We start from the raw sequence: 16824 nt of genomic DNA, 5'->3' as shown, positions 1-16824 counted from the left end.
CGCAAGCTACGCCGAACTGGGACAATAGCGCACCGCTTCCGAACCCGATCAGTATGGCGAAGGTGGCTCCAAGCGAAGCGCCGGACGAGATGCCAAGTATGTATGGATCCGCGAGCGGGTTTTGCACCACGGCCTGCATGACGGCTCCGCACAATGCGAGTCCCATGCCGATAAGAAGAGCAAAGATGACACGAGGCATCCTAACTTGCAGAATAATGTTCAGGTAGGATTGGTTATCGATATGCTCCAGCGACCCCCATCGACCGTGTGACAAGAAGTTCAGCATAATGGTTATCGCTTGTTTAAATGGAATATGGACTTGACCAATGGATACGGAATAAACCGCGGATACCCCAATCAGTACGATTAATAGGAGGATTAAGAGGTAATAGAGACTCCCCATTTTTTGATTCGCGGCTGTAGTATTCAGAATTTCACCTCCCATAAAACGATGATCATGATAATGAGAATCATTATCATAGATATGATAATAAGACATTGTTCATAAAATTACAATCCGAAATTTGAAAATTTTTTAAATAAAAAAACCGCGATGAACGCGGTTGAAAGTATGTTATAGTTGTACCTGTTTGGTCGCAATCCGCTCGCAAAACTCGCGATCATGCTCAACAAACAATATCGTAGGCTCATAGGTTAGCAGCAAATCTTCGATCTGCATACGCGAGATCACGTCAATGAAATTCAGCGGTTCGTCCCATACCAGCAAATGCGCTTTTTCGCAGAGGCTTTTCGCGATAAGCACCTTTTTCTTCTGGCCCCCGCTGTAATCCGCGATATCCTTCTCAAACTGCAATCTGGAGAAATCCAATTTCCGCAAAATCGCTTTAAACAAACTTTCATCAATGTCATGCTCTCTGGCAAAATCGGTTAAATTCCCATGCAGCCAAGAGGTTTGCTGAGACACATAAGAGATTTTCAATTGGCTCCCTTGACGTACCGTGCCGGTATAGCGGATATCCTCCCCGCAAAGCAGCTTCAGAATGCTTGACTTTCCCGAGCCGTTACGGCCCATCAGCACGATCCGGTCGCCTAGTTCGATCGTAAAGCTGATATCGCGGCACACCTGCTTCTCGCCGTAGTGGATCGAAACGCGGTCAAATTCGGCAAGCTGCGTTTTATGGTAAGGCAGCTGGGCGATTTTTAAGCTTTCTGAGGCTTCAATGTTCTTGAGCAGCTTCGACTTTTCCTCGATCGCGTTCTGTTGTCGTTGCTCGATCGATTTGGAGCGCTGCATCATCTTGGCCGCTTTATGACCGATGTAGCCCTTATCCACTTTGGAGCCGGAATTTCGTGTGCCGTTTTTCGTACTTTCCACCTTATGCGACCAGTTGCTCGTCCGCTTTGCCGCTTCCGACAGGCGTTTAATGTCTTTCTGCAGCCTTTCGTTTTCGGCTAACTCATAGTTGTCCTGGCGCCTTTTATTTTCCCACCAATCGGAGAAATTGCCCTTCTGAATCTCAATGTTTGTCTTGTTGATGGACAGGATGTGATCCACGCAGCGATCCAAAAAGGCGCGATCATGAGAAACCAGGATAAACCCGTTCTTGCGGTTTAAATAATCACCCACGAGCTCTCTGGCTTCCATGTCCAAATGGTTCGTTGGTTCATCGATCAGCAGGAAGTGATTCTCTTTCAGAAATAAGGCGGCAAGCATTACCTTGGTCTGCTCCCCGTTCGACAAAGACTCGAAAGGACGGTACAGCACATCATCGGACACCTGCAGTAAAGAAAGCTCACGCATGAGCTCCCACAACTCATAGACCGGAACAATTTCCTCTACAACATCCAGCGTATTCTTCTCCGGATGCTTGACCTCAAACGGGAAGTAATCGAAGCTGACATCCGAGGAAATTTGCCCGCTGTATTCGTATTTGCCGAGCAGCAAATTCAGGAAGGTCGTCTTCCCCCGTCCGTTCCGGCCGGTAAAGCCCAGCCTCCAATCGGTATCGATGCGAAAGCTCACATCCTCGAAAATGTTATCGTAACTGCCTTCATAGGCAAACGTTAGATGGTTCACATGAATTAATGACATGAACAACATCCCTCCTGCATAAAAAAATGGGCTGCAAGAAAGATACCTTTCCTGCAGCCCAAAAATATACAACAAATCCAACCCTGCCGGCGGGGATGGATTTAGAATATATACGATTGGAGTGAAAGGATGAAGTATCTTTCTTGCATAAGAAATAAACCATGCGATTCAAGCTCGCATTACGGTTCCATCTTCTTAGCAAGAAATATCCATCCGTTTCAGCTCCCTCATTTAAGATAGTCGTATTCTAACATACTGCTGACATGAGTGCAAGGCACACCACAGCAATTCAAATCGATCTTAGGATGACATGCTCAAGTTTCCCGGTTAATGATGTAGTGCAGTAAGTGTTTAAGAAAAACCGGAGGTTTCGGGAGCTCCATGAGCGCTTCCATCGCCAGGCAATAATGCTCCCACATCGCTTTGTTTGCCTCAGCCGTCCCCAGTACAGTCACATAGGTGGAACTGCCGTTTTCAATGTCCTTCCCCGTTGGTTTGCCGAGTAAACGCGGATCCCCTTCCCCATCCAGCAGATCGTCTTTGATTTGAAAAGCGATGCCAGTGTGATAAGCAAAATTCTTCAGAACGGCGATTTCCGTCTCGTTAGCCCGAGCCAAAATCGCCGGTGCTACCAAACAGGCTTCAAACGCAATTCCCGTCTTGTAGAAGCAAATCCGGTCGAGCTCCTCTACGGTTAACACCTTGCCTTTGGCGTTTAAGTCCATCGCTTGCCCCATGCAGATCTCCCCGGCCTTCCGGGATAAGTATTGCAGCAGCGCCAGCACGGACTCGTTGTCGAAGCCTTTCAAAGATGCCTGCTCTTCCACCGCCTTCTGGATCAGGAAAATTCCCGTAAGCTCGGCAATGGCGCTGTTATGCACTTCATGCAGCGTTGGCTTGCCACGGCGGGATGGAGAATTGTCTTGAGACGGTAAGTCATCAAAGATCAGAGAGGCGGTATGCATGTATTCGAGCGCCCGGAACAAAGGGGATAACGCAGCCGGATCCAGTCCGTATACCTGCACGCCCATCACCCATGCTAAGATCGGGCGGAGCCGCTTCCCGCTGCCTTCCAGACTGTAATTGGCCGTATCCACCAGGAGGGGATCTTCCGTAATCAAAGACGATGCTGTGCTTGTAATTGGCAATATCGCATCTACATGCTTTCGAGCGGTTTGGACAAGCTCAACAAATGCTTCTTGCTCTTGCCGATTCGCTCGCAACGCCATTAGCAACTGGTCCCGCAGCCATTTGTCGTAGAAATCTACATCCGCCGCACGACGAACCAGAAGCTGAATCAGATCCTCCAGCTCCGGATGACCGATCGAAAAAATCGCCAAGACTTCATGAAACCGCTCTACTCCAACCCGTCTTTGATATCGTTTGAGTCCATTGATGGCACGCGCTAAAATGATTTCACGGGTTTGGGGCTCCGAACGGTAGACATGGTGGATCAAATGCGAAATGACCGCCCAATACAATTCAAACGGATTGATCAAATCCGGTCGTTCATGCCGGTAGGTCAAATAATACGTATAAGGCGTGACCGCTCCTGCATCAAGGTCTGCGGCCATGTCCGCAAAGTCGTCAGCCAGCTGATTGTAGAGGCCGTAATAGAATACACGCTGGTCAAACCCCTCATCCTGGGGAGCAGAAATCACGGAACGAACGATCAGCCGCGACGAGGCGGATTTTAAAATAATGGGCAGGTATAACTCTTCATTGGTATAATGCGCATCATGTAATGTTTTGCAGCGATCGGCGTCCTGGGATTCAAAAAAGATATACGATTGCTCGAAAAATACGTCCTGCGTACCCGGATTCTGATAACCGCGGATAAATTCATACGCTTCCCGAAGCTCAGTATGGATATATCGAACCAGCTCTTGATGGCGGCCGCTCCACTCCCCAAGCTCGGGTACAATACCCGTTCGGATCGTCAAGCGAATCATACGGGAATATTGTTCCTGCTCTTCGGCATTTAAGGCTCCGGAATCCAGCAGGTCATCAATAAACGGGTAGGTCAGCCCGTAATAATATCCCAGTTTGATTGCCTCTCCGAGCCGGCGGGAACGCTCCGCAGAGCCTTTGTGGCCCTCCATTTCGTCCATGACGTGCATCACGACGCCCAAGATGATTTTGATGAGCTTGCGCTCGGCTTCCTCGGCATTCATTTCTGGCGGGAGATGGGACCTAACGCCCTTTAACCGCTCCATCACCCAAATCACCGCTTCCTCCACGCCCTCTCGCTGAGCCCAGCGATAGACGGAAGCTAAGCTGATCATCTCTTCCATGATTCCCGTTCCGACCGTTGCTTCATCCGGTGAGACGAGAGACTTCTTCAACCCGCCTGCCATGCGTTGGATCTTGGCACGGGTTCGGGGATCGGACAAATCCTGACCGAGATCCCGCAGATACATATAGGAAACGCTCCGCTCCAAATAATCGTCCAGCTTCCCTGCACGGGCCAGCCATGCGAGAAACCGGGAACCCTCCGATGAATCGGGCGGTTTGGCGCCGCGTCGCCAGATCGGGAGCAATTTCTGACGTGGAAGGTGCTTTTTTTTCCACCATATGAAATCATCGAGCAGTCTGGACACGTAGCTCTTCGAGCGGAGCTGTTCCTGCAACAAGTCCAAGTAACGTGCGGCTTTGCTTTCGGCCCGTTGATACCACCTATCCGCTTGTTCCGTGTTCGCCTTCATTATCGTCATCGTTGCATCCCTCGGCTTATTTTTGTCTTCTTCCAAGACCATTATCTTTTATAATAGTATAAACGACAGAACGTCAAAAACGTGCAATAGTCTGTATCCAACCTAGACTTAAGTCTAGGAATCCTGGAAGTAGGGGGCGAGGGCAGCTACGGGATCACCTATCTCGGCCTTGATCAGTTTGAGAATCGGCCTGTTGTCTTGAAGCAAGCCAGACCCAGCAAAGGCTCATTGGCCCGGCAGCTGTTGGAGAGAGAAGCAAGTATCCTGCAATCCTTGAATCACCCGCAGCTCCCCGCTTTTAAAGAATGGATGATGATCGGCCGCCATCCCTTTTTGATTATGTCCATGGTAGAAGGAACAACGCTGGAGGATTTGATCTTTGAGCAAGGACAACGGTATGGCGAAGTGGATAGTGCCCAAATCACCCTGCAGCTGCTCGAGCTGGTCCCATCCATCAGCAAGGATTCGTTCATCTTGATTTGCGTATTCCAAACATCCTGTTGCATTTTGCTCTACTCTACTTTTGAATCACCCCATTCCGCCACGAACGCCAAGGAGCTAAGCTGGCAGGAAGAGTTGACCCTCTCCCCCTCCCTGATTGAAATCATCTAACGGCTGCTCCAACTGCGGAAGCCCTATTCGGACGCTTTAGATGCCATGGAGGATTTGGGAGTCTTTCTGTCCCAGGCGAGAATAAATTACTTCATTCCGCTACGCATAGCCATCGAAGGCATTACGGCAGCTCGGCTAGACATTACGGTAAGCGCTACAGCAGCAGCCACGGGTACACTCGGCCGATGATGGGACGCTCCTCCTCCGACTACAAGCACCGCCACGGCTACATGGGATCCGGTTATTACAAATCGAGAAGACATAGCTCCAGTTAGCCGGAAACCTGTCTCCCCCTCAACCTTTGAGGGGGATTTTTTTCTCACCCCTTCCCTGACTTCCCGCTGAATGCCAAAAGTTGTAGGTTGTCCCGCTCTACAGTCTTCCCTACAATGTTGTAGGGAAAGGAGGTCACCCAAAATGAACAAATTCCGAGGATTCCTTTTACTCTTTGTGATCGTGCTCTCGGTAGGCCTGTTGGGCGGAGCAGCGCCAACGCAGGCAGCCTCCGGGACGCTGAAGCTGGGCTCCACGAGCGGGGATGTCTGGGATCTTCAATACCGACTGAAGGCGCTGGGCATCTTCAATGAACAACTTACCGGATATTACGGGACAAAAACGCAACAAGCCGTGCGTACGTTCCAGTCGCGTTACGGGCTTCAGGTTGACGGTGTGGCTGGCCCCCAGACTTGGGCGGCGCTGAGAAAATATTCGCTAAATCAAAGCGAAATGGATCTGTTGGCCCGAGTGATTTATAGTGAAGCTCGAGGTGAGCCGTATACCGGACAAGTGGCGGTGGGTGCCGTCGTCATGAATCGGATTCAATCGTCTTTATTCCCTGATACAATCAACGGTGTCGTGTTTCAACCGGGCGCCTTTACTGCGGTCGATGACGGACAAATTTGGCTTACACCGGACCGCACGGCTTATCTAGCTGCACTGGATGCGGTCAGAGGTTGGGATCCGTCCTACGGTTCGCTTTATTATTTCAATCCAAAAACAGCGACAAGCAAATGGATTTGGTCGCGTCCGCAGAAGCTTCAAATCGGCAACCACATCTTCACTAGTTAATGAATCAGAGCTGAAACAGGGTCTTGCGAATTTCGCAAGATCCTGTTCTTTTAAGAAGCACATTCCTAAATGCCCCTGCACTATATATAAAAACTGCACTTATTACAAGTAAAGGGGACAAAGAAGACGATGCCCATTAAAAACGGAAAACAGTACATCGAACGGATCAACCGCAAGCGCATCCGGTTATGGTACAACGGCGAACGCGTTAACGTTCCGTTATCCGAGCACCCTGCCTTTCGAGGTCTGATCCGGACGCAGGCCGCGATGTACGATAAGCAATGCGAGGATGACCTGCGGGACGTCATGACGTATGTGTCACCGACCACCGAGGAGCGCGTTGGCCTTTCATTTTTGCCGCCGACCACTCCCGAAGAGTTAGTTCGCAGAAGGAGGATGTCCGAGATTTGGGCCGGTTTGCATCATGGATTTCTCGGCCGTTCCCCCGACTATATGAACACCGCGTTGATGTCTTTTTATACCGCTGCCTCCATGATGGAGGCTGTCGCGCCGGAGTATGGACAGAATCTGCGTACGTATTACGAGTATTGTCGGGAAAATGACATCACGTTATCCCATGCCTTTGTTCAGCCGATGATCAGCAAAATGTCCGGACCGGTTGATCATGATGAATCCCTGGCCGCCAAGGTGGTAGAGATCCTTCCTGAGGGTCTTGTCGTAAGCGGTGCTTTTCTGATGGCGACCCAGGGACCCACCTGCGAGGAAATCCTCGTCCTCCCCACGCCTTCCTTTATGTTGGGAGACGGGAAGGTGAATCCCAGCGCATTCGCTTTTGCGGTACCAAATGATTTGGAGGGAATGACCTTTATTTGCCGAGAGAGCCACGCGTTTGATTCAAGTTATGATCACCCCCTCTCCAGCCGGTTTGAGGAAATGGACACGATGGTGATCTTTGATCGGGTTCTCGTTCCGCGGGATCGGGTATTTTTCTTCGGCGAAGAGGATTTGTGCGATCGGTTGTTTCATGAAGGGCACTTCCATGCATACGCCGGTCACCAGATCCTCACGCGGTACATTGTGAAGACTGAATTTTTCCTAGGGCTGCTGCAAGCGTTGGCCATGGAGCAGAATGCGGATGGCGAGCCCTCGTTCCTTCATTCAATCGCCAAAATCATGGCAATGCTGGAGAACCTGAAAGCATTGCGTATGGCGGCCGAGACCGGCGGAACCTTCACCGCATCCGGTTACTATGTTCCAGCGCTGGCACCGCTGACCGCCGCGGGTATCCAGTTTCCCGATCTGCATGAGGAAGCGCTGAAGATGATCCGTACGATTAGCGCCAGCCAACTGATCATGAACCCGTTTGGGGCAGACTTCAATTCGGAAAACCAAGCTTACCTCGATACCTATTTGCAGGGAATATCCAGTCTGGCAAAAGATCGCATCGCCCTCTTCAGGCTGGCCTGGGAGCTGGGCGGCAGCGCGTTTGGCGGCAGACAAAACCAGTTTGAACGCTTCTTCTTTGGGAATGGGAAGACGATCGCAAGCCGCATGTATGGCTGCTACGAAAGCCTGGAGCAATACAAGTCGCGAATTTACCAGTTTCTTGGCCTGAGTGAGAAGCACGAAAAATAAAACAATTTCCATGGCATTCGCCCAACCGCCCTCTCCGCATTTGCATATGATGATTGTGCCTATACATTGAAGGGAGCGATCACATATGGGATTTTTTCCATCGCCGGGACCCGGCGGAGGATTTCCGGGAGGGCCTGGCGTACCTGGTGGTCCAGGATTTCCAGGTGGTTTTCCAGGGGGAGGTCCTGGAGGATTCCCAGGTACTCCGGGAGGAGCACCGGGAGGCGTTCAGCCGCCAACCTCTCCACCACCACAATTTGTACCGCAAATGCAAGTCGGCACGTTTGCCATCGATCCGGGCGGAATTAGACGTTGCTTGTTCCGCAACACCTACGTTTGGCTGAACAATGGGGAGCAATTCTGGTTCTTCCCGGTATTCGTCGGGCGGAATTCGATTGCCGGATTCCGGTGGTTTGGTTTCTTCTGGGGATACTTCGGCATCGATTTGAATCGGATTCGCTCATTCACGTGCTTCTAATGCAGACAGCGAAGGAGATAGCCCACAAACGGCTCTCTTTCGCTTTTGCTTTTCCCTAGCTTGTCCACTTGAAAAAAGGACCTCCATCCCGCACCAACGCGGAAATGGAAGTCCTCATTGTTACGTACCTCACCAGAGCATTTGAACGACCAGGAACAGGTTCAAGCTAACGACCAAAGCGGAGATCATCCACCCCAGCTTTGTGGTCACCCGATGATTCACGAGGCCGCCCATAATTTTGCGGTTCGAGGTGAACAAGATCAAAGGAATCAAGGCAAAGGCAATCCCAAACGACAACACCACTTGGCTCATGACCAGGGCATTCGTCGGGTTCACGCCCGACACGATGATCGCCAGCGGCGGAATGGTGGTAATCGCCCGCCGCACGTACAGGTTAATTCGTTTGTTGATGAACCCCTGCATCACCACATCCCCGGCCATCGTACCCACCGAAGAACTCGAGAGGCCGGCAATCAGCAGTCCCAGTCCGAAAGAAATGGCGGTGAACGGTCCGGCGATCGTTCCGAATTGTTGGAAGGCGACGTCCAGATCTTCAACCACTAGACCATTTTTGAAGAGCAGCCCTGCGGAGACAACGACCATCGCCATATTCACGGCCCCGGCAATCAACATCGCCAACACGATATCGATGAATTCCAGTTTAAAAATTTTCTTCTTCTCGGCCTCATTGCGTCCCACAATCCGGTTTTGTGTTAACGAGGAGTGCAGATAAATCGCGTGAGGCATTACGGTGGCCCCTAAGATACCCGCAGCCAGCAGGACGCTGTCCACTCCGTCAAAGCGAGGAGTCACTAAGCCTGCGCCAACGGCAGCAAAATCCGGATTCGCCGCAATCACTTGAAAGGCAAAGGCCAAAACAACGATCAGCACCATCGCGGCGATTCCCGCCTCCAGTGCGCGATATCCCCGACGCTGCAGCTCCAAGATCGCAAAGGAGCCAATCGCGGTGATCACGGCAGCGGGCAGCATCGGAATGCCAAACAGCAGATAGAGCCCTAACGCCGCCCCGATAAATTCGGCCAGATCCGTAGCGATAATGACCAACTCGCTCTGAATCCACAGGAAGATCGACACGCCCTTCGGAAATCGATCGTGAGCAACCTCGGGCAAATTCTTGCCAGTGGCGATCCCTAGTTTCGCCGATAACGACTGAATCAGCACCGCCATCAAATTCGAAGCGAAAATCACCCATAACAATAGATACCCGTACTTCGATCCTGCGGTGATGTTCGTTGCAAAATTACCGGGATCGATATAAGCAACCGCAGCGATAAACGCAGGTCCAAGAAACGGAAGAAGCCGTTTCAGACCTTTCGTTCTGCCGTCCAATGCGGCATGTGCGGACGTTTTATGATCCAATCCATTGGATGTGACTGGAGTCGTTTGTTGCGCAATACTTTGTTCCATCATGAGAATCCCTCCCTTGCGCTTGCGCCCACTAAAGTTGTCTATATCCATTAAAGTTTCCTCAGTGCAACTTTATAGTTTTAGTATATGCCTCATTTTGAAAAATGTAAATCCATTTTCTTGCGAAATTGCAATCTCTCACAAAAAAACAGACCCGCGATTCGCGGGTCCGTTCTGTTTTTCCGTATAACGATTATTCACCGATCTGAACTTTATAAGCGTCCAACTGCTTTTGCAGCTCGGCCAACACTTTATCGTATCCGGCCTGCTTCAGCTTGTTGCGGAACTCTTCAACCGCCTTCGCCGGGTCTCCGGCTTTCCCCATCACGATGGCCGGACCAAGCTCTCCGGTTACCTGCGAGATCGCGGTCAATTCAGCTTCTACCGGCGTTTTATCAAATACGAAGCGACCGTATACATATGGCTTCTTGATCTTATCGTATTCCGCATACAACGTCTCTTCGATCTGATCCCAGGTCGTTTCGCTGGGAATTTCAAACTTGTCGACACGGCCGCCCCAGAAATCTGAATAAAAGCCGTCTCTTGCGTCATCATAACCTTCAGGACGTGCACGTTTGCCATCTTTGATCACGTATTGTACGCCTTCGATCCCATAGTTGATCAGATGATAAATCTCTTCATTATTGCGAATCAGATCATAGGCCATCAGCGCGCGTTCCGGGTTTTTGCTGTGCGCCCCTACAGATGTACCGCCATGAGTAATCGACAGCTCCATAAGGTTGGTGCCGCGCGTCCGGGAGAATGGGAACATTTGCAGCTCCGAACCAGGTTGTGCTTTATCCATTTCGACGCGAAGTCCAGAGAACGTCTGTGTATGATGCTGATCAAGCCCCGACAAGCCGGCTTTCAGCGCATCGCGGTTGTTGTTCTTGTTATTCAGGGCGTCTTCACGCCAGAAGCCTTGATCCGCCCATCTTTTCATCATCGTGGCATAATCCAAGAACACGTCCTCGAAGATTGGACTTACAGCAGTAAATCGCTCTTCATAGGATTTAGCCGTAAATACGGGCAAGAAACCGGTCGAAATTGGAAGCTCCAGCTCATCCGTATACGATTGAACAAATCCACCCCAGGTTTGCGTGCCTGACGCTGCGTCCCACGGAATCACATCCGGTTTGTTGTCCTTAATGTACTGCAAGTATTTCTCGATGCCCTCCCAATCCTTGATCGGTTCGGTAATCCCGGCCTCCTTCGCCCAATCGCCGCGGTAGAAGAAACCGTGATTGACCCACTGCGTGTAATCGTTCTCCGGAATCAGGACGATTTTGCCGTTGTATTTACTTTCTTCCCAATCCTCTTCCGGGATAGATTTCCACGTTTCCGGCGCGTATTTCGGCAGGAGTTCATCCAGATTCATGAAGGCGCCGCGCTGCGCATTCCCCCAGGTGTCGAGCCAGTCGGTTCCGATCGTAATCAGATCAATCGGTTCCCCAGAGGCTAACGCCAGATTGTATTTGGTCTGCCAATCCGCCCATTCGATCCATTTCCATTCCAGCTCGGCGTTGATTTTTTCCTTCATGATTTTGTTGACTTCTGCAAGCACCTTTTCGAACTGACCGTTCTTTGGCTTATCCCCCAAAACGAGATAACTGATCTTCACGAACTTGGATGTGTCGATTCCCGTGTCCGTCTCTTGACCGGTGTTCACCGAATTCACCCCATTGTTTGCCGCATCGCTGCCCGCCCCTTTGTTGTTTGAGCCGCCGCCGCAGGACGCCAGCAGCAACACCAGCAGGCTCACCATGACCCAAATTGACGCCTTCTTCCATCGAACCATTCACACAAACCTCCTTCATCTATTTGAAATTGTGAAGCCTTAGCCTTTGACAGCGCCAACCGTGATGCCTTTGATAAAATAGCGCTGCACAAACGGATAAAATAAAATCACCGGGCCCGTCGCCACGATAGCCGTCGCCATCTTCATCGATTCGAGCGGCACATCGCGCAGCTCCACGTTCGAAGCCGCGGCCGAATTTCGGATGAAGTCCGCGCTGGTGATGACGTTATACAGGAACAGCTGCAGCGGGCGGTACTTCATGTCCGGCGATAAGAACAACATGGAGTTGTACCATTCATTCCAATACCCCAGGGCGATAAACAAGCCGATCGTGGCCAAGGCTGGTGTAGTCATAGGTAAGATTAGGCGGATAAAGATGGTGAAATCTCCGGCCCCGTCGATTTTGGCAGATTCCGTGATCGCGTGGGGAATGGAGCGAACGAAGCTTTTCATCATGATGATCAGGAATGGACTAAGCAGACCGGGCAGCAAGACGGCCAAGTAGTTATCCTTCAGGCCCAAATACTGTGTCACCAGCAGGTAAAACGGAACCAGCCCGCCACTGAACAAGGTCGTAAAGTAGATAAAGAAAGAGATGCGATTCCGGTAAGCAAAATCGGGCCGTTGCAGCGCATACCCCGTCATCGCCACCAAGAACAAACCCAGTGCGGTACCGCAGATTGTAATGCCGATGGTCACGAGATAGGAGCCAATGATGAGATCCGGATTTTCGAAGACGATTTTGTAAGCGAAGGTGCTGAATTCCCGGGGCCAGAAATTGAAGCCAAACCGTTTAATCGCCGCTTCCGACGTAAAGGATGTGCCAAGGACCAGCAGGAAGGGCAGCAAACAGCATAAGGCGAAGAAGCCGATAAACAGGTAGCCGACGATTTTGACGATAATGCCGCCTAGATCTGTGCGGATGCTTCGCGTTTCATGAGCGTCATCCATGCCTTGTACCTCCTAAAATAATGAGTTGTCGGGCGAAACCTTCTTGACCAGCCAGTTGGCGGTGATAACCACCACAAATCCAAAGACGGATTGATAGAGGCTGACGGCGCTCCCGATCGAGAAGTTGAAGTTGGTCATGAGGGCGCGGAACACATACGTTTCGATGATATCCGTCGTCGCGTACAGCGCGGTGTTGTTAGCTCCCACCAGGTTGAAGAATAAGCCGAAGTTCCCGCGCAATATCCCGCCAAGCGAAAACAGGAGCAAAATGATAAAGGTGGGCTTCAGCCAAGGGAGCACAATATAACGAATGCGCTGGAATGCGCCGGCCCCGTCGATTTCCGCCGCTTCGACAATTTCGTTATCCAGGCCCATAATGGCGGCGAAATATACGATCGATCCATACCCTGTCGATTGCCATAAGTACGTCAACACAATGATAAACGGCCAGATCGTGGCGTTCGAATACGTCTTCACCGGATCGAATCCCAGCGAAGTCAGGATGCTGTTGAGCAGACCGTAGTCGTAGCTCAGCACGTTGTAAGCGATCAGACCAATCAGGACCGCCGAAATAAAGTGCGGCAGGAACATCAAGGTTTGGGTTAGCTTTTTAAACCATTTGAGACGAAGTTCGTTCAGGAACACCGCAACGGTAATTTGCAAGACGTTCCCCAGCAGGATGAAGGCCAGATTATAAACCACCGTGTTAAAAGTCAGCCGCCACAAATCCCCCGTCATCACAAGGAATCGAAAGTTATCGAACCCCACGAACGGACTCTTAAAAATACCATCCGTGTAGTTGTACTTGATAAAAGCCAGATACAAGCCGGGCATCGGCAAATACGCGAAAATGATAAAGAAGATGATAGCCGGCAGACACATCAGCAACAGCGTTTTGTTGTTCCAAAACCGTTTGAACCACCCCTGCTGGCGCATCCGGTGAAGCTGCGGCCGCTGGCGTACCTTTGTTGGCGTCGTGATTTCCATAGGCCTCTCCCTTCTATACGGAAATAAACTCAAGCTTCTCTAAGCTGCCTGCAGCCTGTTCATCCACTGCCTCGAGAAAAATAGACAGCTGCGCTTGCCCCGCCTGAAACCATGGACCCGGCAAATAAAACGAGTCCGCGCTGCCGCCAGTCATCATCGGCCTTCCCGCACCTCCTGGCAGCCACAGCCTGCCGACGATCCGCTCCTCCATAAACACCGTAAGCTTTAATCCCGAGCCAGCGGCACGGACCCTCCAACCTTTGCCTTGTGCAGCGTTCGGAATTGGAGCGAATAACCATCCTGCCTCACCTGAGGTCAACGTCAGCGGCAATTCAAGCGGAATTGCAGCAACTTCATGCTCCGCCGCAGCCTTCAAATGAGCTTCCTCCGCCGCCTTGATCGTATACGCCGATGCTTCAACCCCTTCATAGACCAGCACTTGTCCGGCGCTTTGCCCCATCGTTCGTTCCAGGTAGACCTCAAGCTGCAGCTCCTGTCCTGGGGTGACATACGGCTTCAAATCGATAAAGGGGTCCAGCGGATGGATGGGACCGGCATCGATTCCGTTCACCCAAAGCCGCGCATGCCCTTGAAGGTTCCGAAAATGCAGCGTCCACGAATCCCCGCCAGCCCCAGGGATAAACGTTCTGCGGAAAAGATGCTGGGATAGATGATCCGCAGACAGCCAGCTTCCGAAGCTAACAACCGGCCATAATGCTTCGTCGATCTCTGTAAGAGTGCCTTGCCGCGAACGGTCGACCTTCGGATGCACGCGCCAGTTCGAGGTAATGTTGTGTACGGCGGTGATGGCCGTAATCCCTTTGATCCCTTTCAGAGAAGGCAAGCGAAGCGCTGGGAGCCGGATGTCATCGAAATTGCTGTGGCCCCAAATCTCCACACGCGCCTGAAGCTTCTTCACATCCGATCCGTTCACCGGAACAAACACGCTGGCTCCGCCGGGAGTAAAAGTGCCGAGGTACGCTCCGTCAGCATACAGCGAAACAACATCACTCGCTTGACGCACCAGAAATCCATGCAGCCGATGTTCAGCGGCGACTAGATTTGTCTCCGCCTCATACCAGGCGTATCCCCGGTAAACGCCGAGCCGTTCCAAAAATTCTGCCTCCGCCCCCTTCGTCTGTACCGTCGCAGCCTGGATTGGCGCCTTCCATCCCTCCCTCCCAACAAACCGCCAATCGGGTGCAGGCGTAGGGTCGGGGACATTCGAGACCGGTTGATCTGCGGTTAAGGTCACGGTCCCATCCAGGTGAATCGTTTCGGTCCGAAGCGCGTTGAGAAGGCTTGTGACAATAACCGTAAAGCGTCGCCCCTCCTTTAGTTCAAACCGACAAAACGCCGTCTCTGCTCCAGACAGTTGCAAGATAAACTGGCCTTCGCGATGGATGACCTGCATCCCCTCGGTAATCGGATCATGGGCAACTTCGACGGCTAAGGCAATCTCCCCGTTGTCCCCCTCCTTGTGAAACGCGAGAACCACTCCGTCCATCTGTTGTTCCACCATGTAAAGCTCCGCCGTAGAGGAAACAAGCTGTCCTGAAATTCCCCAGTTCGTTAGCGGCACTTTTGCCGGCAGCGCCAAGGATCTTGAAGCAGCTAAGGTCCATGTCCCGGTAGATGAAGCATGGCTGGCTTCCTCATTATGCAGGTGGATTTGCTTGGAGCGATCCTCACCGTTGGTCACAAAAATCAGCTCTCCACCGCCTTTCAAACGCAGCGCATACGGGCCAAACACTCCCTCCTTCTCGCCCGCAACAGACCATTTGCTCCCGGAATTCGGCTCAGATTCCGCAATCGCGCGGCCATAGGCACGAATGAACCTGGCGAGAAGCTTTGCTTCCTGCACTTCTTCACGGAGATGGCCTTCCGGCGAAATCATGCCTCCGAAATCATAATCCGAGGTCAAGAAAGCCAGCGGCCTTCCCCAGTTATTGATCGCATTGGTGAAGCCGAAATTGGTGCCAGACACCTGCAGATAAGGACCCAGCAGCTTGGCTCCAGCTGACAGCAATCTGCGCAGCAGGTAATGGCTCCGGTTCGTCTCGGTAACGAGCAGCGGAAGTCCCTGCCTGTGAAGCACCTCCCGATAATGCAGCACCTTGCGCTCGAAATCGGGATCCCGGTCATCCGGATAGAAGTTGCAGGTCGGCACGATACCTTCCGTTAACCCGGACGCCTGCACCAGGCCGCCTTGGCCGGCACAAGCGATCAGCGGGACGGATAAGCCATGCGTTGCAGCCATGTCTCGCAGCGCAGCCATATATCCTGCCGGGTTGGAGCAGTCATAGAAGTCCAGTTCATTTTCAAGCTGAACGAAGATGACGCTGCCCCCACGCGTGACTTCATGACGATGAAGGATCGGCAGGATCTGCGCATACCACCGGGCCACATGCTGCAAGAACGCAGGGTCATTATCTCTAATCCGCAGAGCCGGCTCTTTGGCGTACAAATAGGCAGGCAAGCCGCCGCCGTCCCATTCAGAGCAAATATATGGTCCCGGGCGGGCGATCACCCATAATCCCGCTTCACTGGCGAGTCGCAGAAACGTATCTGCATCCCGCATCCCGGTGAAATCCCAGGTTCCTTCCTGGAGCTCATGAAAATTCCACGGGAAGTAGACATCGATGCAGTTGTAGCCTGCTTCTCTCACCTGCTGGAGCCGTTCCTGCCATAACTCGGGGGGAATCCGGAAATAAAAGAGCGAAGCACAAAGCAGAATCACGCTCTCCCCATGGATGTTGACAGCCTGGCCAGACAGACTTACAACGGATTCGGACTCGATACGCGTACTCATAGCGACCACTCCTAACGTCTGTATTATTAAACTTTAATGAATCCCATTTCATGAAACCCGTTACATTGTGGTCAATAAAATTAGAGTGAAACGGGTTTCACTTTGGAGCAAACGAAATGTTCAGTTGTTGTGCCAAGTGTTGTTCAGATGAATGCTTCTCTTCGGAGTTGATGAAAGAAGTAAAATTTCGTTGTGTTTGTGGAGGGTGAAATAAAGAAGAATTTACCTGCGAGTAAAATGTAAGGGCTTTCTTGCAGTTATTCTAGCCCAGCCAGATTTAAGTTGTCAATCCCTTTTTGCCGGAAGCGGGTCCGAAGCTCCTAACGC

General features: G+C 51.6%; 11 protein-coding genes and 1 pseudogene. 4 read left to right on the top strand and 8 right to left on the bottom strand.

The genetic code is table 11. The annotated features are described in order from the left end of the window. Positions 1–4: 4 nt before the first annotated feature. The 3 genes and pseudogenes from POTG_RS02965 to POTG_RS02955 all read right to left on the bottom strand — a co-directional run. A pseudogene (locus POTG_RS02965) lies at positions 5–403 on the bottom strand (iron chelate uptake ABC transporter family permease subunit); the annotation flags it as partial. A 171-nt stretch (positions 404–574) separates the two neighbouring features. Then, positions 575–2053 (bottom strand): Lsa family ABC-F type ribosomal protection protein, encoded by a 1479-nt coding sequence (locus POTG_RS02960; protein WP_036643833.1) that lies wholly within the window; start codon positions 2051–2053, stop codon positions 575–577. A 314-nt stretch (positions 2054–2367) separates the two neighbouring features. Further along, positions 2368–4767, bottom strand: coding sequence for a polyprenyl synthetase family protein (locus POTG_RS02955; protein WP_009223309.1), 2400 nt, complete (start codon positions 4765–4767; stop codon positions 2368–2370). A 120-nt stretch (positions 4768–4887) separates the two neighbouring features. Between POTG_RS02955 and POTG_RS02950 the strand changes: the two genes are divergently transcribed. The 4 genes from POTG_RS02950 (at position 4888) to POTG_RS02935 (ending at position 8521) form a co-directional block, all read left to right on the top strand. After that, positions 4888–5379, top strand: a complete 492-nt coding sequence (locus POTG_RS02950; RefSeq protein WP_083791397.1) for a protein kinase domain-containing protein — start codon at positions 4888–4890, stop codon at positions 5377–5379. A gap of 417 nt (positions 5380–5796) precedes the next feature. Next, positions 5797–6447: a spore cortex-lytic enzyme gene (gene sleB / locus POTG_RS02945; RefSeq protein WP_036643830.1), complete on the top strand. Its 651-nt coding sequence runs from the start codon at positions 5797–5799 to the stop codon at positions 6445–6447. 129 nt (positions 6448–6576) lie between these two features. Beyond that, entirely contained in the window at positions 6577–8043 is a 1467-nt protein-coding gene (locus POTG_RS02940) for a 4-hydroxyphenylacetate 3-hydroxylase family protein (protein ID WP_009223306.1), read from the top strand. An 85-nt stretch (positions 8044–8128) separates the two neighbouring features. Then, complete coding sequence (locus POTG_RS02935) at positions 8129–8521, top strand: hypothetical protein (protein WP_036643827.1); 393 nt, start codon at positions 8129–8131, stop codon at positions 8519–8521. A 129-nt stretch (positions 8522–8650) separates the two neighbouring features. On the opposite strand, the gene POTG_RS02930 is transcribed toward POTG_RS02935, so the two are convergent. From POTG_RS02930 to POTG_RS02910, 5 genes are all read right to left on the bottom strand, one after another. After that, complete coding sequence (locus tag POTG_RS02930; protein ID WP_009223304.1) at positions 8651–9952, bottom strand: Nramp family divalent metal transporter; 1302 nt, start codon at positions 9950–9952, stop codon at positions 8651–8653. Between the two features lie 190 nt (positions 9953–10142). Then, complete coding sequence (locus POTG_RS02925; RefSeq protein WP_009223303.1) at positions 10143–11747, bottom strand: DUF3502 domain-containing protein; 1605 nt, start codon at positions 11745–11747, stop codon at positions 10143–10145. A 39-nt stretch (positions 11748–11786) separates the two neighbouring features. Next, positions 11787–12698, bottom strand: a complete 912-nt coding sequence (locus tag POTG_RS02920; protein WP_009223302.1) for a carbohydrate ABC transporter permease — start codon at positions 12696–12698, stop codon at positions 11787–11789. Between the two features lie 12 nt (positions 12699–12710). Next, positions 12711–13634, bottom strand: a complete 924-nt coding sequence (locus POTG_RS02915) for an ABC transporter permease (RefSeq protein ID WP_036644015.1) — start codon at positions 13632–13634, stop codon at positions 12711–12713. Between the two features lie 64 nt (positions 13635–13698). Further along, positions 13699–16497: a beta-galactosidase gene (locus POTG_RS02910; RefSeq protein WP_009223300.1), complete on the bottom strand. Its 2799-nt coding sequence runs from the start codon at positions 16495–16497 to the stop codon at positions 13699–13701. Positions 16498–16824 lie beyond the last annotated feature (327 nt).

The sequence above is a fragment of the Paenibacillus sp. oral taxon 786 str. D14 genome, from assembly GCF_000159955.1.
GTDB classification, from domain to species: Bacteria; Bacillota; Bacilli; order Paenibacillales; family Paenibacillaceae; genus Fontibacillus; species Fontibacillus phoenicis.
This window is presented reverse-complemented; position numbering and strand designations above follow the sequence as displayed.